General features: G+C 31.4%; 25 protein-coding genes and 1 pseudogene. 15 read left to right on the forward strand and 11 right to left on the reverse strand.

Annotated features, from left to right (window positions below; genetic code table 11):
* Nucleotides 1-242 precede the first annotated feature (242 nt).
* Nucleotides 243-584 carry a winged helix-turn-helix transcriptional regulator gene (locus JHL18_RS21370; protein ID WP_200273004.1) on the forward strand — a complete coding sequence of 114 codons (342 nt, stop codon included), beginning with the start codon at nucleotides 243-245 and terminating at the stop codon, nucleotides 582-584.
* Between the two features lie 229 nt (nucleotides 585-813).
* Here JHL18_RS21370 and JHL18_RS21375 read toward each other — a convergent pair whose 3' ends face one another.
* Complete coding sequence (locus JHL18_RS21375; protein WP_207753084.1) at nucleotides 814-1017, reverse strand: hypothetical protein; 204 nt, start codon at nucleotides 1015-1017, stop codon at nucleotides 814-816.
* Nucleotides 1018-1428: 411 nt separating this feature from the next.
* Between JHL18_RS21375 and JHL18_RS21380 the strand changes: the two genes are divergently transcribed.
* On the forward strand, nucleotides 1429-1938 hold the full coding sequence (locus JHL18_RS21380) for a ClbS/DfsB family four-helix bundle protein (RefSeq protein WP_200273008.1): 510 nt from the start codon (nucleotides 1429-1431) through the stop codon (nucleotides 1936-1938).
* 230 nt (nucleotides 1939-2168) lie between these two features.
* Here JHL18_RS21380 and JHL18_RS21385 read toward each other — a convergent pair.
* Nucleotides 2169-2423, reverse strand: a pseudogene (locus JHL18_RS21385) (GyrI-like domain-containing protein); the annotation flags it as partial.
* A 369-nt stretch (nucleotides 2424-2792) separates the two neighbouring features.
* On the opposite strand from JHL18_RS21385, the gene JHL18_RS21390 reads away from it, so the two are divergent.
* The 9 genes from JHL18_RS21390 (at nucleotide 2793) to JHL18_RS21430 (ending at nucleotide 10893) form a co-directional block, all read left to right on the forward strand.
* Nucleotides 2793-3491, forward strand: a complete 699-nt coding sequence (locus JHL18_RS21390) for an SAM-dependent methyltransferase (protein WP_200273010.1) — start codon at nucleotides 2793-2795, stop codon at nucleotides 3489-3491.
* Between the two features lie 219 nt (nucleotides 3492-3710).
* Nucleotides 3711-4760 (forward strand): MerR family transcriptional regulator, encoded by a 1050-nt coding sequence (locus tag JHL18_RS21395; RefSeq protein ID WP_200273012.1) that lies wholly within the window; start codon nucleotides 3711-3713, stop codon nucleotides 4758-4760.
* Between the two features lie 100 nt (nucleotides 4761-4860).
* Nucleotides 4861-5586: a MurR/RpiR family transcriptional regulator gene (locus JHL18_RS21400; RefSeq protein ID WP_200273014.1), complete on the forward strand. Its 726-nt coding sequence runs from the start codon at nucleotides 4861-4863 to the stop codon at nucleotides 5584-5586.
* 282 nt (nucleotides 5587-5868) lie between these two features.
* Complete coding sequence (locus tag JHL18_RS21405; protein ID WP_200273016.1) at nucleotides 5869-7467, forward strand: PTS transporter subunit EIIC; 1599 nt, start codon at nucleotides 5869-5871, stop codon at nucleotides 7465-7467.
* Nucleotides 7468-7491: 24 nt separating this feature from the next.
* Nucleotides 7492-8820: a 6-phospho-alpha-glucosidase gene (locus tag JHL18_RS21410; RefSeq protein ID WP_200273018.1), complete on the forward strand. Its 1329-nt coding sequence runs from the start codon at nucleotides 7492-7494 to the stop codon at nucleotides 8818-8820.
* An 11-nt stretch (nucleotides 8821-8831) separates the two neighbouring features.
* Nucleotides 8832-9323: a PTS sugar transporter subunit IIA gene (locus JHL18_RS21415; protein WP_200273020.1), complete on the forward strand. Its 492-nt coding sequence runs from the start codon at nucleotides 8832-8834 to the stop codon at nucleotides 9321-9323.
* A gap of 175 nt (nucleotides 9324-9498) precedes the next feature.
* On the forward strand, nucleotides 9499-9714 hold the full coding sequence (locus tag JHL18_RS21420) for a hypothetical protein (RefSeq protein WP_200273022.1): 216 nt from the start codon (nucleotides 9499-9501) through the stop codon (nucleotides 9712-9714).
* A gap of 113 nt (nucleotides 9715-9827) precedes the next feature.
* Complete coding sequence (locus JHL18_RS21425; protein WP_200273024.1) at nucleotides 9828-10427, forward strand: DUF3137 domain-containing protein; 600 nt, start codon at nucleotides 9828-9830, stop codon at nucleotides 10425-10427.
* Between the two features lie 31 nt (nucleotides 10428-10458).
* Nucleotides 10459-10893, forward strand: a complete 435-nt coding sequence (locus JHL18_RS21430) for a hypothetical protein (protein ID WP_200273026.1) — start codon at nucleotides 10459-10461, stop codon at nucleotides 10891-10893.
* Between the two features lie 356 nt (nucleotides 10894-11249).
* Here the strand turns inward: JHL18_RS21430 and JHL18_RS21435 are convergent, their stop codons facing one another.
* Nucleotides 11250-13358 carry a methyl-accepting chemotaxis protein gene (locus JHL18_RS21435; protein ID WP_200273028.1) on the reverse strand — a complete coding sequence of 703 codons (2109 nt, stop codon included), beginning with the start codon at nucleotides 13356-13358 and terminating at the stop codon, nucleotides 11250-11252.
* Nucleotides 13359-13471: 113 nt separating this feature from the next.
* On the opposite strand from JHL18_RS21435, the gene JHL18_RS21440 reads away from it, so the two are divergent.
* From JHL18_RS21440 to JHL18_RS21450, 3 genes are all read left to right on the forward strand, one after another.
* The gene (locus tag JHL18_RS21440) at nucleotides 13472-13663 is read left to right on the forward strand and encodes a hypothetical protein (RefSeq protein WP_200273030.1); all 192 of its coding nucleotides are present in this window, start codon (nucleotides 13472-13474) and stop codon (nucleotides 13661-13663) included.
* A 143-nt stretch (nucleotides 13664-13806) separates the two neighbouring features.
* A complete protein-coding gene (locus JHL18_RS21445; protein ID WP_200273032.1) occupies nucleotides 13807-14577 on the forward strand; it encodes a hypothetical protein in 771 nt (256 codons plus the stop codon).
* A 138-nt stretch (nucleotides 14578-14715) separates the two neighbouring features.
* Entirely contained in the window at nucleotides 14716-14976 is a 261-nt protein-coding gene (locus JHL18_RS21450) for a hypothetical protein (protein ID WP_200273034.1), read from the forward strand.
* Nucleotides 14977-15138: 162 nt separating this feature from the next.
* Here JHL18_RS21450 and JHL18_RS21455 read toward each other — a convergent pair whose 3' ends face one another.
* The 8 genes from JHL18_RS21455 to JHL18_RS21490 form a co-directional block, all read right to left on the reverse strand.
* Nucleotides 15139-15819 (reverse strand): ABC transporter ATP-binding protein, encoded by a 681-nt coding sequence (locus JHL18_RS21455; RefSeq protein WP_200273036.1) that lies wholly within the window; start codon nucleotides 15817-15819, stop codon nucleotides 15139-15141.
* A gap of 4 nt (nucleotides 15820-15823) precedes the next feature.
* Entirely contained in the window at nucleotides 15824-17059 is a 1236-nt protein-coding gene (locus JHL18_RS21460) for an FtsX-like permease family protein (RefSeq protein ID WP_200273038.1), read from the reverse strand.
* 14 nt (nucleotides 17060-17073) lie between these two features.
* Nucleotides 17074-18186: an ABC transporter permease gene (locus JHL18_RS21465; RefSeq protein WP_200273040.1), complete on the reverse strand. Its 1113-nt coding sequence runs from the start codon at nucleotides 18184-18186 to the stop codon at nucleotides 17074-17076.
* A 15-nt stretch (nucleotides 18187-18201) separates the two neighbouring features.
* Nucleotides 18202-19203, reverse strand: a complete 1002-nt coding sequence (locus JHL18_RS21470) for a hypothetical protein (RefSeq protein WP_200273042.1) — start codon at nucleotides 19201-19203, stop codon at nucleotides 18202-18204.
* Between the two features lie 114 nt (nucleotides 19204-19317).
* Nucleotides 19318-19701, reverse strand: a complete 384-nt coding sequence (locus JHL18_RS21475; protein WP_200273043.1) for a hypothetical protein — start codon at nucleotides 19699-19701, stop codon at nucleotides 19318-19320.
* A gap of 613 nt (nucleotides 19702-20314) precedes the next feature.
* Nucleotides 20315-21313: a hypothetical protein gene (locus JHL18_RS21480; RefSeq protein WP_200273045.1), complete on the reverse strand. Its 999-nt coding sequence runs from the start codon at nucleotides 21311-21313 to the stop codon at nucleotides 20315-20317.
* A 145-nt stretch (nucleotides 21314-21458) separates the two neighbouring features.
* Nucleotides 21459-22457: a hypothetical protein gene (locus JHL18_RS21485; protein WP_200273047.1), complete on the reverse strand. Its 999-nt coding sequence runs from the start codon at nucleotides 22455-22457 to the stop codon at nucleotides 21459-21461.
* Nucleotides 22458-22492: 35 nt separating this feature from the next.
* Complete coding sequence (locus JHL18_RS21490; protein WP_207753085.1) at nucleotides 22493-22795, reverse strand: hypothetical protein; 303 nt, start codon at nucleotides 22793-22795, stop codon at nucleotides 22493-22495.
* Nucleotides 22796-23013: 218 nt separating this feature from the next.
* Between JHL18_RS21490 and JHL18_RS21495 the strand changes: the two genes are divergently transcribed.
* A complete protein-coding gene (locus JHL18_RS21495) occupies nucleotides 23014-23214 on the forward strand; it encodes a DUF4351 domain-containing protein (RefSeq protein WP_200273051.1) in 201 nt (66 codons plus the stop codon).
* The last annotated feature ends 102 nt before the right edge of the window (nucleotides 23215-23316 follow it).

Raw genomic sequence — 23316 nt, forward strand, 5'->3', positions numbered from 1 at the left:
AATACATAGTATCTTAAAAGATACTATAGATGTACCAGTTCGAACCGAAATTTATTTTTAAAACTCTCATGGGTTCTGATGAGAGAATTTAAAAATAATAAAGTTTATTACGAAGTGGTATATCCATATAGAGTTCCTAGCTCAACTATCAAGTTATACATATCCGAAAATCCCCAGAAGCCGCGATTTTCGAACAAGTATAACTTAAGTTTCGACATAGGAACTCTTTATAAGGAGGATATATGTTAACACAAGAAGAATTATTTGGAAGATGCCCATACGCAACTGCACAAAGGATATTATCAGGAAAATGGGCAGTGATTATTCTACATCATTTAAGTGAAAAAAAGCTTAGATTTAATGAACTACAAAGACTTTTGCCAGAGATAACACAAGCTACACTAACTAAACAACTACGTGCTTTAGAAGAATATGGTGTGGTTACTAGAACTGTTTATGCTCAGATTCCCCCAAAGGTAGAGTACGACCTTAGCGACATTGGCAAGGAATTTACAGAAGTTTTGGACAGCCTTAAAGTTTGGAGTGACAAGTATATAGCTTTTTGTAATTCTAAAGAAAAATAGAGTTGCAGGAGATATGGCAAAAATTAAAGCTAGCCCCTTTTTGGCTTATAAAAGTAGGTGTTATATAGGGATATTTAAAGATAGATAAACTACTTAATATTAGAATTTATCCTAGGAGTTTAAGGACTGAAGTAGTTTATCTATATATAGTGTAAAATTTCAATACAATAAAAGTGGGTTGATACAGATGAATCAAATTGTCTCATCTTGCATCAACCCATTATAATATTTAATATTCATTCTTTTTAAAAAATACCATCTCTCCAAAAGTTAAGCCGAAAGAACAAGCTATAGGTAATAAGATTTTATCATTTAGTATTAATTCACCTTTAGTTAAGTAAGTAAATAGTACGTTGAAAGCCCAAAGTACAAAAGAGACAATAATAAACTTTAGCAGCATTTTTCTTATCGTGCTCATGCTTAGCTTTCTCATATTTAACAGTATAGAGATTATAAAATATATGGCTGCCAATAGTAGACATATAACATAACTTACTATGAATTGGATGAGAAAAGGAAATTCTATCTTCTTATATACAATAAATAATGTTATCACTGTCCATATTAATAATATGATATATAGGATTTTCTTAATATTATCACGCATGTCTTTTATGTCTTCTCCTTTAGTTAATACTTTAATTTAGGTATAATTTCAATTAAGTTATAATTAATATAGACTTAATTATAGCATGAATTTCAAAATAATGTATATAAGTTTTCGAACAAGAGAATTAAAAAAATAATAAGTTTTATTCCAAAGTGGTACATACTTTATACTTGAAGGATATCACTCCAATTATGGTTGAGATCAATGAGTAAATTTTTAATAATGAGGTGTAAAATGATAGAATACCAAAATAGACAAGAATTAATTTTAGAAATTTCAAGTCGTGCAAAGTTATTCATAGAAGAGTTTAATGATATTGATGAAAATGATAAAGATAGGTTAATTGAAGGTGTTGATAGAACGCCTACTCAAATGATTGCATATCAGCTGGGGTGGATGAAGCTTATTCTAGATTGGGAGAAACAAGAACAACAAGGACTTATTGTTATTACTCCAACTTCGGACTACAAGTGGAATAACCTCGGTGGATTATATGAAAGTTTTTATAAACAATACAATGGATATACGCTTAATGAATTATGCATTATTTTTATAAAGGTAGTACAGGAGATTATCCAACTTATTAACAGTTATACAGATGAAGAATTATTTCAGCAAGGTGGGAGAAAGTGGGCATCATCAACGCCTTCAAATTGGCCTATATGGAAGTGGATACATATTAATACTGTTGCTCCGTTCAAGTCCTTCAGAACTAAGATACGAAAGTGGAAGAAGTTGCGTTGAATATAAGGGCTTACAGTAAGATAAATTTTATTACGAAGTGGTTCATCTAAAGATGAACCACTTCAATCCGAAACCTATTTTTAAAACTCTCACAGGATTCTCCAGCTTATTTTTACTATAAAAAAGATATAAAGTTTTAATGCTAACTAAATCTAGCCATTTCAAATACTTAAATAGTTTCTAAGCCATCCAGCTAAAAGACTTATTCACCCTACAGGTTTTCGTAGAGATTATAATTCATTTTTTAATACTGGTACATAAATATCCATTACAGCACCGATAGCTGGATGGCACCTTTCATCATAATATTCAAAATCTATTTTTGTCTCATCAAATATATAGTCACTATCTTTAAACCAATCTTCAAATATATACTTCCAAGTCTGCTTAATCACGTCAGCAAACTCATTATCAGAAGCTTCAGCGCCGGTATTAGCTGGTATAGTTGTGAAAACAGCATAAGTTGCTTTTGGAACCTCTACTGTAAATTTAACAGAACTGTTCCTAATTTGCTAAAGTTGAAGTAAAAAAATTCTATAATTTGATAACTCCCTTACCAAAATATAGATTTTATTCTATATTCAAATTAGATAATTATATAAATATCTAAATTTTATCAACAGATTATAGAAAATATTTACAGTAAAAATAGTATATGGTATGATTATCACATAATTTATGAAAGGAAGTGTTTTTGTGATGAATAAAAAGAGCAGTGTATCAAGGGTGGTTTCTGAATAACACGCCTTAGATACTATTTAAATATATTATCTCTTTGCGTGCTATTCTTTTACCGCCTTATATGCATTTAAGGTTTAATAAAAAGAATAACATAATAAAGGAGATTGTAAAAATTGAGAAATTTTGAACGTTGTGAAAAGTATTATAATAAATATGGAAAGTTCTTCGAAGAAAACAAAATGCTTGGTCCAAATGCTATGTGGCTTATTGAAATCCTTTCTGAAAAGATGGAGCTAAAGCCAGGTATGCGTATACTAGATATGGGCTGTGGTATGGGACTTACATCAATATTTCTAGCTAAAGAGTTTGGTGTAACTGTATTTGCAAACGATTTGTGGATAAACCCTTCTGATAATTACCGTCGTTTTGTTGAAATGGGTGTAGAGGATAAGGTGTTCCCAATTCGCGCAGAAGCTCATGCTCTGCCATATGCTGATAATTATTTTGATGCAGCAATAAGTATTGATGCATACCATTATTTTGGTACAGATGAAATATATTTACCTAACTATTACTCTAAGTTAGTTAAACAAGGCGGGCAGTTTGGAATTGTGAGCCCTGGACTTACAAGAGAGTTTAGTGATGGATTACCAGAGTCCATGAAGGCACATTGGGAGCCTGATATGTACTGTTTTCATAGTGCAAAGTGGTGGAAGGATTTGTGGCAAAAAACTGGTATAGTTGATGTTACTTATGCAGAAACCATTGAAAATGGTAAGGACATTTGGAGAGCAACCGCTGATTATGATTTACATGATGCTGATACAGAAAACTATCTTACACTTATAGCAATGACTGCAACTAAGAAGTAAGGTCAAGTATTTAGAATCCTAGAGATTCAGATAAACTTAATAAATTCTATAGCCTTAACCGCGAATTGTATGTGGTTAAGGCTATTTTTATAAGTTGAAATACTGATCCATAAATAAATAAATAAATAAATAAGTAAAATTACTAGTATATTTTATTTGACTTTAGCCTAAGGCGAAAGTTTAGAATAAAAGAAGGATAAGTTCTAAGGGGGGGAAGATATGAATAAAGGTTACAATATTAGCGAAATAGCTGAAATGTTTAATATTACTACAAACAAGATTAGATTTTATGAGAAGAAGGGATTGCTGACACCCATAAGACAGGATGATAATCAATATAGAAGGTTTAATGAAGAGGATATTGTAAGGCTACAATCTATATTAACTTATAGATCCATAGGTATTAGTGTTGATTCAATTAAAAATATACTGAAAAGTAATGAAAAAGAGAATTATTTAACTCACTTTAATAATCAATGGCAATTGGTCAATGATGAAATTCATAGACTTAATACAATAAGAAAGTCTTTGGAGCAAGTGATTGATAAAATCTATGAAGAAAATGATGACTTTAAGGTGAAGGAAGATTTGTTAGAGATAGTAAGTGAAAGCAACAAACTGAATGATATAAAGAATCAGTGGAAGGATAAGTGGAACTTTAATAGCTGGGCAAGATCCTATGATAAAGATGTTAAGAGGGATATAGGAGAACTAAAAATATATAAGAATTACGATTTAATCCTACAGAAGGTATATGATTTAGTGGAGGCTTTGGGTAGAAAGGATCTTAAAGTTCTTGAAATAGGTGTAGGAACAGGTAACTTAGCAGAGAAGTTTTTAAATGGTGGCTACAATATCATAGGAATAGATCAGTCCAGAGAAATGCTTTCAGTAGCAAAGGAAAAGTATCCTATGCTTAAGGTGAGACTCGGAGAATTTTTGAAGATTCCTTATGACAATAAATCCTTTGATGTAATCATCTCAACCTATGCTTTTCATCATCTAAACGAAACTGAAAAATATATTGCTATAGAGGAAATTATGAGAGTACTGAAGGATGATGGAGTAATTGTTATGGGGGATTTGATGTTTGAAAGTAAAGCTTCTGAAGAGGAAGTTTTAAAAGCTTTACCTCAGTCCCAAGTAGAGGAGATAAAAGATGAGTACTACTCTTATATTGATTTGCTGAAAGCTGAATTTGAAAAATATAATAAGAAACTTCAGTATTATAGAATAGATAAATTTAACTATATAATAGAAGTGCTATAAAGTATGATATTATAAAAATAGATAAAAGAATATCCATTGGAGCAGGAATAAATTTTATTAGTAAGTGGTACATCTATATACAGCATAGGAGGAGCAATAAATGAAGTTTGATATTTATAAGATTGCCGATAATTATAAGTTAACTGAAGTAGAGAGACAAGTGCTTGAATATATAATTAATAATATAGATTTGGTACTTAATAAAGGCGTTAGAGAGGTTGCCAATATAAACTATACCTCTGCAGCTACAGTGATTAAATTATCTAAAAAGCTTGGATATACAGGATATACAGATATGATATATCGCTTGAATTTTATCGTTAAAAATCAGGAGAAAAATCAGGATAGAACCTCTGATATAACTAGCTTTATTGATGGAATAGATAAAGTTAAGATAGATGATTTTGTAGCTACTCTTATTGAGCATAGAGAAGATATTATTTTCATTACTGCCACTGGTTTTTCTGGACCTATAGCTGAATTTTTTTGTAGGAAAATGCTTGTGCTAGGTTTTAAGTGCATTAAGACTAATTCCTATGGGGTCTACGATAATAACCAAGTAGGTGGTTCTTTAGTTATAGGCATATCTAAAAGTGGGGAGACAGAGAGCGTTACTAAGGTTATAGATTATGCCTCTAAAAATAATTTAGATATCGTAAGTTTTACCGGAAATCAAACAAGTTATATGGCAAAGAAATCAACAATTCACTTTTCTATTTTAGATGATAAAGAGCTTGATGATAGAAATATAACTGCCAATTATTTTTATGCAAGAGTGATGATTGTAATGGAGTATTTACTAGATAAGGTTATGAACAGTTTGTAGAGTATTAAAGAGACTATCTTGAGTTTTTCTCAGGGTAGTTTTTTCTTTTTATAAATTGCAATTAAATTAAATAGGTGGATAAATAAGTGTAACTGCCTTAAAGCATAATATAAGTTAACGAATAAAAAGAAGAATTTGTTCTATGTAAATGTAAACATGTTCACTCTTTGGTCAACATGTTGCTGAAATGGCCAAAGCTATTAACAAGGGTTATTAAACATGTTATTCTAAGTTCAGGTAATTACCAAAGACAATTTATTAAATAGTAGAGGGGTATATTAAATGAAGGATAAGATTTTAAATGGCATGCAAAAGTTTGCCAAAGCTATGATCGGACCGGTCTTATTTTTACCAATAGTAGGTATGTCTATTGCATTAACTGCAGTTTTTACTAATACAACCTTTGTTACTGAAAAAGGTATGATTTGGACCATAGGTAAATTCTTTAATGGAATGCTATCGCCTATTATGGGTAACTTAAGTATTTTATTCTGTGTGGGAATAGCTATGGGAATGGCTAAAAAGAAAAAAGCGGAAGCAGCTTTCGTTTCTATAATGTCCTATATTTTATTTTTAGGTGCAAACAGTAAATGGTTAGAACTATCAGGCAAAATTGCAAAAGGGGATACGGCTGGAGCATTATATGGAACTGGACAAACAATACAACTTGGTTTCCATGTAACTGATATGGGTGTATTTCTAGGAATGATCTTAGGTGTTCTAGTTGCCTTAGTTCACAATAAATATGTAACAAAAGAATTTAAAGGTGCCATGGCTCCTTATGGTAACAGCAAGCTTGTATTTGTTATGATGATTCCTATAATTGCAGTATTTAGTATTGGTACTACTTATGTATGGCCAACCGTTGCTAGCGGAATTACAGCTTTAACAGGATTTATGAGCTCGGCAGGAGCTATTGGAGTATTTGTATATGGATTCTTAAATAGATTCTTAGTACCAACTGGATTACATCATTTAATATGGTCGCCATTCTTATACTCATCTGTTGGAGATCAGATGATGATAGGCGGACAGAATGTAATAGGTGCAAAACCAGTATTCCTTGCATTATTAAGTGATCCAAGTGTAACAATGATGAGAGATTCGGCAAGATTCTTAACTTATGGTTTAGTTAAAACCTTTGGTGTTATTGGTGTGGCCTTAGCCTTTTACTTCACAGCTAAGAAAAGTAAACGTAATAATTTAAAAGCTCAGCTTGTTCCATCAACCTTAACAGCAGTTATTGCAGGTATTACTGAACCTTTAGAATTTACCTTTATATTTGCAGCACCACTATTATGGTTCGTATATTCAGTGATTGATGGCTTGTTCCAGATGTTTGTTTACTTATTAAATGTAAGAGTTTGTGCTACAAATGGTATTTTAGATTTCCTTGTTATAAACTTACCAGCTGGAGTGAGTAAAACTCATTGGCCTATATATGTATTAGTTGGTCTTGTTGAAATCGTTGTAATCTTCTTTGTATTTAAATTTATGACTGAAAAACTAAATCTAAAAACTCCAGGAAGAGAAGATGATGACGCAGATACAGCTATGGATTTAAATGAAAATGCTGCAGTTGTAAAAAAACAAATGAAATCAGGTAGTAAGAATAATGAAGAAGCAGAAGATAGAGAAAAAGCTATAACCATCATAAAAGCTTTAGGTGGTAAAAAGAATATTTTATCTGTAGATAACTGTTTTTCAAGGCTTAGAGTAGAGGTTATTGATAATACCATAATTGATGAGAAAGCTTTAAAAAATACAGGAGCTTCAGGAGTAGTTAGAAAAGGCAATAATATTCAAGTTGTGTATGGACTTACAATAAATAAAATTAGAACAATCGTAGATGAAGCTTTAGAAACAATTGAAACATTGTAGTAATTTTAAGGAGGAATAAATAAAATGAAAACATTCAAACTAGTAATCGTAGGCGGTGGAAGCACATATACACCAGGAATCGTAAAAAGTTTACTTTCAAGAAAAGATGACTTTAAGATATCAGAGTTAAGACTATATGATATAAATGAAGAACGTCAAAATAAGGTTGGAGTAATAGTAAAAAAAGTTGTTGAGATGTTTGATCCAGAGGTAAAGCTCATATTTACAACAGATCCAGAAGAAGGCTTCAAGGATGCAGACTTTGTATTTGCTCAAATGCGTGTGGGTCTATATAAATTAAGAGAGCAAGATGAAAAAATTCCGCTAAAGTATGATGTAGTTGGACAAGAAACCTGTGGACCAGGAGGACTTGCTTATGGCTTAAGAACCATATACCCTATGGTGGAAATGATAGATTTCTGCGAAAAGTATGCAAGCCCTAACTATTGGATTGTAAACTATTCTAATCCTGCGGCAATAGTGGCAAAAGCTATGCATAAGTTAAGACCAAAGGCTAGAATTCTTAATATATGTGATATGCCAGTGGCTATTATGAGAAATATGGCTAACATTTTAGATTGTGATAGGCATGATATTGAAGCAGATTACTTTGGGTTAAACCACTTTGGTTGGTTTACAAAGATAAGAGTAAAGGGTGAAGATAAAACCGAAGAATTAAAAGCTTATGTAGCTGAACATGGATATATTCCGCCAGATTCAAGAAGTGAAGTAAGACATAATGATGCTTCTTGGCTTCATACCTTTGACAATGCAAAATATATAATGAGAATGTTCCCTAAGTATCTTCCAAACACTTATATGCAATATTATCTACTAGGAGACAGCATAGTTAAAGATGCAGATAAGAATCATACTAGAGCTAATGAAGTAATGGAAGGAAGAGAAAAGAAGATATTTGATTCTGTAGATCAATATAGTGCAACTGGTGAAATAGATCTTACTCAATTCTTCACAGGAGTACATGGAGAATTTATCGTTGAAGTAGCTATGAGCTTAGCTTTTGACTTGAGAAAGAGACATCTAGTTATGGTTGAAAATAATGGTGCTATTAAAAACCTACCAGATGATGCAATGGTGGAAATACCAGCTTACATCACGAAAGACGGTCCTGAAGCAATTAGAGTAGGCGAGATTCCAACCTTCTATAAAGGCTTGATAGAACAGCAAGAAGCTTGTGAAAAACTAGTGGTAGAAGCTGCAATTGAAGGTTCTTATGAAAAAGCCCTTATGGCATTTACCATGAACAAACCAATACCTTCAGCCTTTGTAGCTAAGCAGATCTTAGATGAGATGATCGAAGCTAATAAAGATTACTGGCCAGAATTAAAATAGTAGAGGTGGATATGTTTAAGAATTTGTTTAAAGGTGTAAACAAAAATAAAAAAGTTTTATATGCTTTTGTTAATGGGACAAGTATGGATTTATCAGCTGTTAAGGATGAGGTTTTTTCTCAAAAGATGATGGGAGAAGGTATAGCTATTTCTCCAGTAGATAACAAGGTTTATTCTCCATGTGATGGAAGAATCGTCACAATTATGAAGGAAAGTAAACATGCTGTTGGTATAGAGACCGAGGATGGAATGGAAATCCTGATACATGTGGGAATTGATACGGTAGCTTTAAAAGGTGAAGGTTTCAATATACACTGTGAAGAAGGCCAGAAAGTAAAAAAAGGTGAGCTTCTAATAAGCTTCGATAAGAAACTACTTAGGGATAAAGAATTAGATGATACAATTATGCTCATACTTGCAAATCAAAATGATCATGAGATTTTAGACTTATATGTTGATGAGAAAATGGCTGCAAAGGACAGTGTAATACTAGAATATAAATAAGGTATAAGAAAGCAGGCTTTCCTTTAGGGGAAAGCTTGTTTTCTTTTAAATAAGTATTTCTATGCCATAAGTATTTGATGAGTTGGTGATGGTATTATTTTTATGATAAACTATATTTGAAATGATAGTATAAATATTTTAATAAGGTGGGAAATAACAATGACGAAGACACTTGATGATAGTACATATGCTACTACACCGGGAAGTTCATCCAATAATTGCTGAGTTTGTATTGGATGATGTTGATGTTATTGAAATGAGAAAACTCAAGATAAATGAACAAATGTGGGATTATGTTTATAAACTAGGAATAGGGTATACTGAAAAATATCCCAATACATATAGGGATGGAAGACCAACTTACTCCATAAATCCTGCTATAATTAAATAGTAGCTATTAAAAATAAATAGATAATCTAGATTCTAAACAAACAGATTAGTTAAGAACGGTAGGATTCTGCATACTTATAGTCATGGGAAAAGGGTTAAAGGAGAGTGGATTTTATGGGACTATTTGGACCAAGTAAAAAAGAAATATGGCAGCAGCTAGCACGAGAAATTAATGCGGACTATGTATATAATGGAATTTGGAAAGGTGATAGAGTTGAGGCACATGTAGATAATTGGACTGTTGTGCTTGATACCTACGTAGTTTCCACAGGAAAATCAACAATAACCTACACAAGAATGAGAGCACCTTTTGTAAATCTTGATAATTTTTACTTCAAGATATATAGAAGTGGTATATTCAGTGGGATCGGAAAGATGTTTGGTATGGAGGATATTAATGTTGGATATCCACAGTTTGATGATGCTTTCATAATAAAAGGAAATAGTGAAAGCAAAGTAAAAGCTTTGTTTGCAAATGATAATATAAGAAGATTGATAGAATATCAGCCTAGTATAAGTCTTGAGATTAAAGACGATGAAGGATATTTCAAATCACACTTCCCTGATGGAGTTGATGAGCTTTATTTCAACGTTGTTGGTGTAATTAAAGATGTAGAAAGACTAAAAGAGTTGTACGAGCTTTTCGCAGAAGTGCTAAAAGAATTATCCGATATAGGGTCTGCTAGTACTGAAGAACCAGGGGTAGTTCTATAGATTATATAAGGCTATAGAGAGTGGAGAACTTATGAAAGTGTATGATAAAGATAAACAAAGAGAGCAGTGGCTTAAGCATGAAGCCATGGGAAAAGGTAGATTTTTAGTATTAACGACGGCAATATTAATTGGAAGTGTACTTATACCATTGATTGTATTTTATATAATTATAAGGAGTATATTTGGCGATTTAATAGATCTTAGTAATTTAACATTACTTTTAAAACTTTCAATTTATATAATTGCTATGGTGTTTTTCTCTATAAGGAAGGGTTCAAAAGCTTGGGACAAAGAAATGAGACTACTTCATGGATATGAAGTAGTTGAACTTGATGATGCTGAACTAAAGAAGCATATTTTAGATGGTGAGAAGATTAAAGCTGTTAAGAGGTATAGGGATATCACTGGTGCAAAACTAAAGGATGCTAAAAAATATGTTGATATAGTGTGCGAGAAGTATTTATAAAAGTTGAAGGTATATGCTTTGTGAATTAATGAACTAAAGAGTTCTTATTTCGAAACTTAATTTATATTTGTTTGAAAATCCAGTCTTTTGGTGATTATCTGGCATGTATAAATTAATAGTTGAGCTATGAAATTTTTATAATATATGAGTATAAGAAAAGTGGCTGTTGAATAACAAATAACAGCCACTTTTTGCTTTAAACTATGTTTAATTATAGTGTTCATATTATTAAATTTTTTATAAGAAACCTGTTTGTCTTTCTTACATTATATCTAAAAATTGCATGTTTTTAGATATAATGCAATGATAGTGCGTAAAGACAGCTACTTAGTATGAGAAGTCTATGACTTGGTAAACTATACTTTAAAAGTATCAATCTTAACCTTCAAGGCTTCAGCAAGCCCATGTATAACTCCTGTAGCACTTTCTATACTTTCTATTCCTGACAGCTGTTCTTCAGAAGCCGCAGCTACATGTTGAGCTTTATCAGAGAAGGTCTTAGCCATGGAATCTACTTCAGTGACAAGAAGTGAGACTTCCTGAGAACTAGCGGATATTTCTTCAACTGTTGCGGAAACGTCATGAATCTGTTCACTGACTTTTTTAGCAGAGTCTACGATACTAGTCAAAACATTTTCAAATTCATGTACTGTTTTTAGTTCTTCTTTTACGGATAGCATAACCTTGTTCATATTTACAACTGAGGAGTCTGTCTCACGTTGTATTGACATTATTATCTTTGATACTTCACTAGCTGACTGAGCACTCTTTTCTGCAAGTTTTTTTACTTCATCAGCTACTACGGCAAAGCCTTTTCCTTGCTCTCCAGCTCTTGCAGCTTCGATAGCAGCATTTAAAGCAAGTAAATTTGTTTGTGAGGCTATTTCTGTTATGGTAGCAATTATGCCGCTGATATCTTTAGATTTTGCACCTAAAGCTTGGATGATTAAGTTTGTCTCATTAACAGAAGTACTTACATTATTCATTTGTACAATAGATTGTCTTACAGAGGTATAACCTTGTTCTGCTTCTTCCTTCATCTTAATAGAGGCGTCAGTAACTTCTAAGGAATTTCCTGCTATATCTTGCATTGCTTTTACTATCTCTTCAAAAGAAGAGGAGATATCATTGCTTTTTTCAAGCTGAAGATCAACACCAGAAGCTACCTCCTGCATTGCGTTAGACACATGGTTAGCAGCCAAGGAGGATTGAGAGGTAATTACGGATAAATCCTTAGAAGAACTTGCCACTTCATCTGTAACTACTTTTGCTGAAGATACTATTGAGGCAAAGGCCTTTGCAATATTATTCAATGAGTCTATTACTAGTTTTGTTTCATCTTTAACTGGATGATTAATATGTACATTTAAGTCTCCTGAAGCAAGCTTGTTTGAAGCACCTTCAATAACATTTATAGTTTCCTTAATTGCTAAATAGAAACCAGCAAATAGATAAACTATAAGTAAAAGTGCTAAAATAATGACTCCTATAACTATATCTCTTTTCAAAGTTTCCTTTTGCATATCATTTTGCAATAGCTGAACTAATATATCAGAAGATTGATTAATTAAACCATATACATTGTCAATTACTGCTGTTGCCTCATTAAAATATTTATTGGAATCCAATGTAATGACTTCTTTTTCTATTAGTTCAGTATTTATTGTATTAACAAGAGTAGTTGTTTCATCTAATACGCCACCAGTAACATTGACTAATTTATCTTTAACCTCTGGATTGTTAGCATATATTATAGTCATGTCACGTCTAGTACCATGGATTGAATCTAGCATAGATTTAGTAAGGGAAAGAAGTCTATACTTTTCATCACTTGTGATATTTTTCTTAGTTGCGATACTAGAGCCTAAAGCTCTTGATTGTCCTATTTGTTCTGTGATATTAGGAAGTTTATTAATAACCATATCAGATAAATAGAATTCTCCAAGATTATTTAATAAAGAGAGTTTGGAGCCATCTGAAATATCCATTTTTAAATCCAAAGTGTTTGATATTAAGTCTGTATGTCTTTTAACTGAATCTGCTTGGGAAAGGTTAAAACTTTCATCCTCTAATTTTGCCCAAGTATCCTTTATTTCGCTCCACTTTGAGGAGGTTGAGAAAGCTTTACCATAGCTAGCATCTAGCTTTGCTATATTATCAACAATTTTATCGATCTCAGAATTTTTTTCAGTTATTGTTGACTTATTATCAGTCTTTCCGCTTAAATAGATAGACATTAACCCTCTGTGCTGTTGAAGCTTTTGAATTAATGAACTAACTTCTGCCCCGTATTTTAGACCGTTAAGTTGATTTTTGGATACGTTTACGGTGGAAGTTAGGTTTTCAATTTGAAAGAACAAAAGGATTGATAGTGGAATAAGGAATATGATCATTATAATTCCAAATTTTTGAGGATACTTCAATCTGTTCATAAGTCGTATTGCCGGCTTAAATAGGTTGTGCATGATATTTTCCTCCAATAAAGTTTCATCATTTGTTTGTTAAATATTAAAATTATACTATTATAGTGTAGCATAAAGGAGAGGCGTGATAAAGCCGTTTAGAAGCACTTTATGTTATGAAAGTAAAGGGGATATTAAGAAAAAAAGACATCTCTCACAGCAAATTACTACCATGGGGAATGACTTGTGTTATTTACAGAAATTTCTTATTTATGGAAGTTAACTTTATATATCAAGATTATTTTATTAAAGTATTTAAAATAATAAACGAAAAAGAATTAAATGGTAACTTTGTGGATATTATGTAAAAATTATGATGAGACGTTTTGAGTAAGAGTATCATAAAAATTAGAATTATAACATTTAGTACTTATTGGGTACATTATAAAGCTTTTGCAATTAAAATGTTTTATGAGGGGAGGAGTAGAACCTATCAAGGTTCTCAAGCTAAATGGAGATAAATAAAGTCAGTACAACAATACAAACGAAAGATTATTCAAACTATAGAAACGTAGAAAAGGATAAAGAAAAGCTTCAAGAAGATAAGCTAAATTATCTAAAGGATAACTTAGTATTATCCGAAAAAGGAAAACTACCTACTGCAGAAGATTTTAAGGAACTGTTTGACTGGACAGGAGAAATCGGAAATGCAGGGTATAAGGATGGCTATGTAAATGGCACAGTAACTAAGTATAATGAAATACTAAAGAAAATTGACGAAGCTGATTTTGCTGATGATATAAAGACTGAGAAAAAACAAAGACTTGAAAAAGCTTTTAATATGAACTCAGGTTTGTATGCTTCATCAGTGAAATGTAGAATATGGTTTATAGAAAACAAAGATAACCTAGGTATACATTTTGCAGGAACTTCTCCTCAAAAGTCCTATGAGCTTATGGATAAAGATACTGCAAAGCAAGTTGAGAGTGATGTAAGATCCATGTTTGATAATACAAAAAAATACTATAAAGAACATGGAAGCTTAAAAGGAATAAACTCAAAAATAATTACAGGTACTTCAAAGACTTTTTCTTCAGATGATTTAGGTTTATTAGAAAAGATGGAAAAACATATTGATGATTATTTCGGCAATACATATGTAGCTTCAGACTCTGTTGATGAGATAAAAGCACAAATGAAGCAAAAGGTTTCTGATGCAGGCTTTAGTAATTTTGCCAGTAATATATTCTTTGACTTTATAGATAAGAAATTTTCTAATTAAAACAAGAGTAGGCAGTTTTGTGTAAAAGCAAAGCTGCCTATTATATTAAAAGGAAAAATTTATACACCATATATTGACTTGCGAACGGGTGTTCTTATATAATAAGAATGATAAAATTTAGAGGTGAGAAAAATGGTGTTGAACAAGAATATTGAAATGGTAGCTGCCTTTAACAAGGATGGAAAGATAGTACCGGTAAGATTTAGAGTATTTTCAGAGGATGATAGTTATAATGTTTTCACTATAAAAAAGATATTAAAGGTTGATGAAATAAAGGTTGATAGAATTGAGAGCATCGTATTCAACTGCATAAGTACTATCAATAATATAGATAAAAACATTGAGATTAAATATATTAAGGAAACCTGTAAGTGGTACCTTTATAAGATGAGTGGTTAAGTTATAGGAAAATAGCCTGACATCAGAAGTATGATGTCAGGCTATTTTCTTACTAATGAGCTATGGATGTACCGCTTCGCAATAAAATTTATTGTTTTTAAATTCTCTCACCAGAAGCCGTGAGAGTTTTAAAAATAGATTGCGGTTCGAAAAATGGTACATCTATAAAACTAAATCATCAACTATTTTACCATCTTTAATAACTATATTACGCTTACAGTAAGAAGCGATACCGCTATCATGGGTGATGATAATTACAGTTTTACCTTGTGCATTTATATCAAGTAAGAGTTTTATGATCTCTTCTCCATTCTTTTGATCTAATGCACCAGTAGGCTCATCTGCAAGAATTATATCAGGATTCCCAACTAATGCACGAGCAATAGCCACTCTTTGCTGCTGACCTCCAGAAAGCTGAGAAGGTTTTTTCTTTTTACATTCTTCAAGGTTTACTTTTTTAAGATACTCTAAAGCTTTTATCTTGCTTTCTTTTAAAGGAATTTTTCTATATTTAAGAGGAATCTGTATGTTTTCTAAAACAGAATACTCATTTATTAATGCAAAGGATTGAAAAATAAAACCTATTTTTTTATTCCTTATCTTTGCTAATTGTTGACTATTTAGTTTAGACACCAATTCATTGTCTAAATAATAATCTCCAGAGGTAGGGATATCTATGCAGCCTAAGATACTAAGAAGAGTTGATTTACCTGAGCCAGAAGGTCCAGTTATTGCAACCATTTCACCAGCTTCAATCTGAAGACTTACATCATCCAAAGCTTTAGTGCTCACATCTCCGTTTCCGTATATTTTACTTATATTATTAATCTTGATTAACGACATAACTTTACACATCCTTTATAAGCTCAGAAGGCTGGAATTTTCTGATTCTAAGTATTGGAGCCAAAGAAACAAATGCAATGATTATTAAAGCTGTAGCTACTACAATGCTAATCGTGGTGCTACCAGTAGACTCTAAGTACACTTTATTACCATCATTATTTTCAGTAGATTTACGAAGTATTAGAATAATTGATGTAATTATTCCTAAAGACATCATAACTAAAAGTGAAACTTCAGCAAAAAGCATCAAACATAAATGTCTTATAGAAGTGCCCATGGCAAGCTTTATTCCAAATTCTCTTTTTCTTTTTAGAACTAAGGATAGATAAACCGCTATAATGCCTAGCAGAGCCAAAATTATAATAATAAAAGCAATTATTAATTCAGAAGAATAGAACTCTAATTCATCATGTATTCTTTTTTGTATTATATCCGCAGGTAACTTTATTCTAAAGGGCAGTCCTAAACGCTCAGCTTCCTTATCAGCTTTTTCTTTAAAGGCAGAGTAGCTGTTCATATCCTTTAACTCTATATATACATCTTGGTAGTACTTAGTGTAATTAACAACACTTTGCATGTCTTTTGGTAAATCTTTAGTTTCTAAATAATGAAGAGGAGTAACTATAAAGTTTTCATTAACAGCAGTAAAATTACTTATGTCATTATTTAGAGGAACAAAAACATTTGGTTTAAATATTCCTATTACTTCATATTTTGTTTTAGCATAGTCTTCAATTATGTCTCCAACCTTATGTTTAGATTTTAAGTCAGCTGATATGACAATAGGGATATACTCCTTTGTATTGTAGTCTTCAGAACTTAACATCCTGCCAGCTTGGATATTGTTTGAGAATTTATTTATGAAAGTATTATCAATTGCACATGCTTTAGTAAAGAGTTTTATAGCATCTTTATCAGTTGGCAATACATCTAATGGAATACCATTACTAGAGATATTTCCAGTGACTTTAACTTCGCTTAAAGACGTTGTGTAATCATACCATTGTTTAAGTTGTTCAATTTTTGAAGGTAAAGATTGTTCATGTGCTGGGTCAACTACACCTGGTCGTACCCAATTTTGATTTATGAAAGAAGTTGCTTTTTTATAATCTGCGATATAACCAATTTTGCTTGCTGCAAATATTGTTGAAAAAAATGTTATGGTTAGCTGTATATAAACCACCAAGTATAATTTCTTTCTGCTTTTAATTGAGGAAAATAGTTCACTTAAAAAATTCATTTTTCTATACCTCCTTACGATTTAAGCACAGCAGCAGGCTGCATCTTCATAACTTTTTTTAAGATTATGAAGGTTACTATGAATCCGCAGATTACTGAAAGTAGTAGTATAAGTATGAAATTGGCTAGTGAAGGAGTTATAGAAAATTTAAACAAATCTCCTAAGGAGTAGTTAATGCCATACTGAAGAAGTATTGATATCAATGCACCTGTAAGGCTTAAGGCTAGCATTTCTTTAAGTATTTCATAACCTAAAGTATAATTGCCAGCTCCAAAGGTCTTTTTTACTGCAAATTCTTTAGTTCTATCTAAAATCCAAAATACAGATATATTTGCTACATTTATTATACCTATTACTAGCATTAATAAAATTTCGAATATAGTATTTTTTAAACGGTCATTACCAAAGGAAGTGCTGATAACTCTTTCATTTTCTATAGTTGCATCTGGATCCATTTGTAGGATGCCTTCATTAAAGGCTTTCGATTCAGAAGTTGGTTTCATATCATTTTTTCTAATAAGCACAGATAACTGCATATCTTCATTTATTGTAGCTTGCATTGAAGTTGATAGAGCTTTAAGAGGTATGTAAAGGCTGTTAGCAAAGGTATCAGAATTCTTGGTTCTTCCCACAATGCCTATAATCTTAAAGGTATCATTTCCTATATTGATATATTTTTCATCACCTTTAGTATAGGTGCTTTTATCTAAATTTTTTCCTATTACAGCAACTTTAGCACCTTTCTCTATTTCAGTTTGATTAAAATATCTTCCATCTAAAATAGGAACTATATATTCAGGGAGAATCTTATAATAAACTGCAGTCATATTGGCGGTTTCAGATTTTGTTATACTTAAGCCTTGCCTAAATATTTGTACTTCAGCATTTTCACCAGTGGTTTCTGATAATTTAATAAACTTCTCAAAATCAATTGAATCAGAAAAGTTAATAGTTTTTCTAGCAATGTGATCAGGATTGCCATTATTAAAATCTAAATCAGATTGTTTGGCATATGTGCTGTAACTCAGTCCCAAGGAGAGAGCTAGGATGCACACTGCGTATGTTATTATGAGGAAAAAGGAACCTAATGGATGGGTCTTTATTTGAATTAGTAAGCTTTTCAACATAAGATAAGACCTCTCTTATTCGATAATTAGTTTTATAGAGTTGGAAATAGCAGTTAAATCGGAAGTTTTTTCCCAAGGAGCATGAACAAAATATCCAGTAAGATAGTATTCGCCAGGTTTATCTGGTGTCTTAATAGTAATCTTTTTGAACATTGGATTTTTCATATCTTTGAAATATAAATACTGTTGACCATCTATTGGAATTTGATTGCTGTTTAAAGTTAAAAAAAGTATCCCATCAGTTGCTGCTTGAGGAAATCGTAAAGCAAGAGAAATGTTTTCGTTTTTCTTTGCCTTAATCACAAGAGATGATCTTTCAATTCCATTACTTTTCTCGGTTTCTGGAATAAATTTTCGATTAATTATTAGAGTATTTTGATCAACAGCTCCAGGATAAGTAATATCCTTTCCAGAACTCTTCTTATCATTGGGATCATAGGAAGTTTCATTTCCTATATTTAAATCAACACTTCTACATATGGAATCACCAATACCTTCTCCAACATATTTGGTGCATTGGGATACTATGGTTAGCTTGTGGGTTCCAGCAAGTGATGAGGTGGGGATTGTCAAAGTAAGTTTATTATGATCATCGCTTTTTGATTTGTATATATATCTATTAATTTTTGATGTATCATTTCCTACAGAAAATTCCACTTGCTTATAATCAATATAGGCTGTAATAGCAACATCTATATCTTCTTTAGGGATTGGATTTACACCACATGAGGTTTCAAGAACAAACTTGAAATCTTTCGAGTTCCCAATATTTATAGATGATTTTGTGTACAGATTATTTTTTTCATCAAAAAAACCAAGTACTAACATAAGAGCACTAATGCTAGGGTGTTTCGTGAAATCACTTATATCTGTAGCATCATCTTTATTAATAGTTGAATTTGCATTAGATTGCTGCAAATCTGTATTTTCTAAGTTGTTAGAAGACTGAGTGCAGCCATAGAGTAACGTCACTGACATCAGTGTTATAAGCAGAAAAAAAGTTAGTATTTTTTTCATAGTATAGCCTCCTTAAAATTTCAGAGTTATAAAGAAGTAGCAATTATACTTGTTATAATAAACTAGAAATGTTACACAAAGAAAATTTATGTAACATTTCCAGTTTGAATATAATTAGTATGTGGCTGTATATAAAGTTGTACTGTAACCTGGAATACTGAAAGAATGAGTTCCATTTACGTGTGTAACGGATGAACTAAATGAATAAGATTGTGATGCTGATGCTGAGTTAGGACCAGCAGTGTATTGGTTTCCTACAATTGTACTATCAGAATAAGCATATAGTTTTACGTAAGCTGTACCTGAAGCTCCTGAAATGTAGCTTGAAGCACCAGCGGTAGTTATACCTCCTCCAGATGGTCTACTACAAAAAAGTGTCCCTGAGACAGATGCGCTACCTAGTTGTGCACTTTTACTATCTGAACCTGCGAATGCTGTTGTTGAAGCTAGTACAGCAAATACTGCTGTTAAAGCTGCTGTTTTTGTAAATTTTCTCATTTTTGTTCTCTCCCTTTAATCTTAATTTTTTATAATTTTCTAATCTTCGGCCGAAGATACGATGTAAATATCTATAAATTACAGTATAAACCAGTAAATACAGTTATTGCAGGGTGTTTTTTTGGACAAGGGTATAAAATTTTAGGAAATAAGTATTTTTTAGTGTCTTTGTATTGGAAAAGTTGTGAAAATTGAAGTTGGAAATTATATTTTTTGAACTATATTTGGATTATGTTGTTTGTAATATATTGTTCTTTTAAAAAAATAAGTACTTAAAGTATACTAGAAAATGAGTTTTGGTTATTTTTGAATTAGCAAAATCTAATTTGTTAAAAAGTTTCTATCATTAATTACTCTATTATGTTAGCAATAGGAAGCAATCTTGCTGGTATTGGTGATGATAATTATGCTCTTATGTTGATAGTTTATTTCTAGTAGGTATTGTTTTTTATCAGATAAGCCAATAATATATTTATTTGAAATAATAGGCGCACGATTTTCATAATCGATAAAGTTTTCAGCAACATCTGTTTTTGAAGTTGATATTTTGAAACTGAACTTTGAGCTCATGTACAATTTATGGACGGCCAATTATTTGTTTAGTAAGCGGCTATCACTCAATAATTAATTTTATAGACTCAGAAATAGCAGTTAAATCGGAAGTTTTTTCCCAAGGAGCATGAACAAAATATCCAGTAAGATAGTATTCGCCAGGTTTATCCGGTGTCTTAATAGTAATCTTTTTGAACATTGGATTCTTCATATCTGAGAAATATAGGTATTGATCGTTAGCTATAGCAATCTGTTCGCTATTTAGAGTTAAAAAAAATATCCCATCATTACTTGCTTGAGGAACTCGTATTGCTAGTGAGATTTCTTTTCCTTTTTTTGATTTAATTACCTTAGAAGATCTCCTAATACCATCACTTTTTTCATTTTCAGCTATAAAGTTTCTATTAATTATAACCATACGCTGATCTATACCTCCTAGATAGGTAATACTCTTCGCTGTAGTTTTTTTATCATCGGTTTTATATGTTGTTTCGCTACCTATATTTAAATCAAAAGTCTTACATATTGAGTCAATAAAGCCTTCACCTACATATTTAATATTCTGAGATATAATAGTTAATTTATGAGAACCTAAAAGTGAAGAAGTAGGAAGTATTAATGTAAGTTTATTAGATACATCATTTTTAGCTTTTGAAATATATTTCTTTAACTTTGTTGGATTGCCCTCTACAGAAAAATCCACTTGTTTGTAATCTATATAAGCTGTAATAGAGTAATCGATTTCTTGTTGTGGTTCAGGATTTACATTATATGAAGTATCAACTATTAACTTTAAATCCTTTGAAGCTTGAACATTTATGTGGCCTAAGGAAAATCTTTTATTATTCTCATCAAGTAAATTGATTCCTAATCCTAAATTACTAGTGCTTGAATGCTTATTATAATCAGAAATGTCTTCAGCAACGTCATTTGTAGAAACTTCAGTTTCTTCAGTTTGTAGTTGCTTGGAAGTGTTTGTGTCGATGTTTTTGTTACAACTAACCATCAAAGTTGCAATAAGTGAAATGGACAGTAATAAATAGAGTATGTTCTTTTTCAATGGATATCCTCCTTTTAATATAGACGAATCATTTTTTAGCTTCACAGTAAGTATTATTTTGAGTTTAGATACTGAAGTAGTGTATGACTGGCAAAATTGGTAATGCAGTTTAGTAAATAGGCACATAATAAGTAAATCTGTTAGCTTATTCAACAATTAGTTTTATAGAGTTAGAAACAGCAGTTAAATCAGAAGTCTTTTCCCAAGGAGCATGAACAAAATAAGCATTTAGCGTGTATTCACCTGATTTTTCGGGAGTTTTTATAGTAACCTTTTTAAACATTGGATTTTTGATATCTGAAAAATATAAATATTGTTGATCATCTATAGGGATTTGTTCACTATTTAGAGTCAAGAATAGTAGTCCACCGTTATCTGATTGAGGGAAACGTAGTGCTAAGGAAATACTTTTATCTTTTTTTGCTTTGAATATTTGGGGTGGCAGATCTATACCTTTATTGGGATCGGTTTCTACAATGAAATTTCTGTTAACTATAACTTGGCCTTGGTCTATATAAGCCTTTGGAGAAGTTATGTTTTTTCCAATACTTTTTTTACCGGTCAGTTCATAGGATGTTTCTTTACCAATATTTATATCAATACTTTTACATATGGATCCTGGAAAACCTTCGCCTACATAATCATTAATTTGAGAAACAATTAGCAAACGATGCGAACCTGTTAATGATATGGTTGGTATAGTTAAAGATATTTTATTAGACATATCATTTTTTGATTTAGATGTGTATCTTTTTAGTTTTGTATTATTAATTGAAAATTCTACTTGTCTATAATCTAAATAGACAGTAAGTGCATAATTTATTGATTCTTGATTTACTGGTTCGGCAAAGTATTTAGCGTCAACCACCAGCTTTACATCTCCACCAAAAGTAGTATTTATGCAATTATTTTTAAGTTCTTTGGAGTTTTCATCAAGTAGTTCTAATACATATCCTAAAGTGTTTATACTTGCATGCTTATTATAGTCTGAAATATCTATGATATCAGCATTGTCAGAAGTAGATGATTCATTAGTTTGTAGTTCCTCATTAGTATTCAAGTTTTTAGAAGTCCTTGTACAGCCAAAGAGAATTGGTAGTAGTATCAAAAGGATCGTAAGAAAACTAGCTAGGTGCCTCTTCATAATAACCTCCTATAGAAATATAAGTAACTATTAACTTACTCCACAATAAGCTTTATACTACTACATAAAGCAGTTAAATCAGATGTTTTATCCCAAGGGGCTTGAACAAAGAATCCATTAAGGGAATATTCACCAGGTATATCAGGAGTTTTTATAGTAAGTTTTTTAAACATAGGATTTTTCATGCCTGAAAAATATAGATACTTCTGCCCATCAATAGGGATTTGCTCATTGTTAATAGTTAAAAATAATATTCCGTCATCATTTGCTTGTGGAACTCGCACGGCAAGTGAAAGCTCTTTTCCTTTCTTTGCTTTAATCACTAGTTGGTTACTCATCATTGTTTTGTGGAAGTTTTTACCTCCCACTTATAATTATAAATGACATTTATTACGAAATTCTTTCGGGATTCTTTCAAAAATCTTAACATTTATAGGAAAAGCATATTTATTTGTAATATTTTTGACTGAAAATATTTGGTGATACATTTTAAAAGCTATAAAATGTACGTATCAGATATCAAAATTGAGATTTAAGGAGGTTAGACATAGGTAAGATGATTAGAGATGATGGTATGAGGGAAGGAAGAGAAGCTGAAAAAGTTGAAATACTTATTAAGTTGTTAATTAAGAAGTTTAAAAAGCTTCCACTTGAATATGAGGGGAAAATTAAGCAGTTACCTATAACAGCAATAGATGTTATTACCACAGATATTTTTGATATAGAAGCAATAGAAGATTTACAAAAGTATTTTTAGGAAAAAGATAATTAAAAAGAATATGGAAACACTAGTTCGTAGAGCGCTAGTGTTTTTCTTGTTTTTATGGTAAAATATATGTATGCAAAGGGCTATGCTTAT

Origin of the sequence: Clostridium yunnanense (assembly GCF_016595795.1) — a bacterium.
In the GTDB taxonomy this organism is placed as follows: Bacteria; Bacillota; Clostridia; order Clostridiales; family Clostridiaceae; genus Clostridium_AR; species Clostridium_AR yunnanense.

Excerpts from the sequence above, each read along its gene's own strand:
- JHL18_RS21370 (WP_200273004.1), top strand. The coding sequence starts at position 243 with ATGTTAACACAAGAAGAATTATTTGGAAGATGCCCATACGCAACTGCA.
- JHL18_RS21375 (WP_207753084.1), bottom strand. The coding sequence starts at position 1,017 with ATGAGAAAGCTAAGCATGAGCACGATAAGAAAAATGCTGCTAAAGTTT.
- JHL18_RS21380 (WP_200273008.1), top strand. The coding sequence starts at position 1,429 with ATGATAGAATACCAAAATAGACAAGAATTAATTTTAGAAATTTCAAGT.
- JHL18_RS21395 (WP_200273012.1), top strand. The coding sequence starts at position 3,711 with ATGAATAAAGGTTACAATATTAGCGAAATAGCTGAAATGTTTAATATT.
- JHL18_RS21400 (WP_200273014.1), top strand. The coding sequence starts at position 4,861 with ATGAAGTTTGATATTTATAAGATTGCCGATAATTATAAGTTAACTGAA.
- JHL18_RS21405 (WP_200273016.1), top strand. The coding sequence starts at position 5,869 with ATGAAGGATAAGATTTTAAATGGCATGCAAAAGTTTGCCAAAGCTATG.
- JHL18_RS21410 (WP_200273018.1), top strand. The coding sequence starts at position 7,492 with ATGAAAACATTCAAACTAGTAATCGTAGGCGGTGGAAGCACATATACA.
- JHL18_RS21415 (WP_200273020.1), top strand. The coding sequence starts at position 8,832 with ATGTTTAAGAATTTGTTTAAAGGTGTAAACAAAAATAAAAAAGTTTTA.
- JHL18_RS21420 (WP_200273022.1), top strand. The coding sequence starts at position 9,499 with ATGATAGTACATATGCTACTACACCGGGAAGTTCATCCAATAATTGCT.
- JHL18_RS21425 (WP_200273024.1), top strand. The coding sequence starts at position 9,828 with ATGGGACTATTTGGACCAAGTAAAAAAGAAATATGGCAGCAGCTAGCA.
- JHL18_RS21430 (WP_200273026.1), top strand. The coding sequence starts at position 10,459 with ATGAAAGTGTATGATAAAGATAAACAAAGAGAGCAGTGGCTTAAGCAT.
- JHL18_RS21435 (WP_200273028.1), bottom strand. The coding sequence starts at position 13,358 with ATGCACAACCTATTTAAGCCGGCAATACGACTTATGAACAGATTGAAG.
- JHL18_RS21440 (WP_200273030.1), top strand. The coding sequence starts at position 13,472 with ATGAAAGTAAAGGGGATATTAAGAAAAAAAGACATCTCTCACAGCAAA.
- JHL18_RS21445 (WP_200273032.1), top strand. The coding sequence starts at position 13,807 with ATGGAGATAAATAAAGTCAGTACAACAATACAAACGAAAGATTATTCA.
- JHL18_RS21455 (WP_200273036.1), bottom strand. The coding sequence starts at position 15,819 with ATGTCGTTAATCAAGATTAATAATATAAGTAAAATATACGGAAACGGA.
- JHL18_RS21460 (WP_200273038.1), bottom strand. The coding sequence starts at position 17,059 with ATGAATTTTTTAAGTGAACTATTTTCCTCAATTAAAAGCAGAAAGAAA.
- JHL18_RS21465 (WP_200273040.1), bottom strand. The coding sequence starts at position 18,186 with ATGTTGAAAAGCTTACTAATTCAAATAAAGACCCATCCATTAGGTTCC.
- JHL18_RS21470 (WP_200273042.1), bottom strand. The coding sequence starts at position 19,203 with ATGAAAAAAATACTAACTTTTTTTCTGCTTATAACACTGATGTCAGTG.
- JHL18_RS21475 (WP_200273043.1), bottom strand. The coding sequence starts at position 19,701 with ATGAGAAAATTTACAAAAACAGCAGCTTTAACAGCAGTATTTGCTGTA.
- JHL18_RS21485 (WP_200273047.1), bottom strand. The coding sequence starts at position 22,457 with ATGAAGAGGCACCTAGCTAGTTTTCTTACGATCCTTTTGATACTACTA.
- JHL18_RS21490 (WP_207753085.1), bottom strand. The coding sequence starts at position 22,795 with ATGAGTAACCAACTAGTGATTAAAGCAAAGAAAGGAAAAGAGCTTTCA.
- JHL18_RS21495 (WP_200273051.1), top strand. The coding sequence starts at position 23,014 with ATGATTAGAGATGATGGTATGAGGGAAGGAAGAGAAGCTGAAAAAGTT.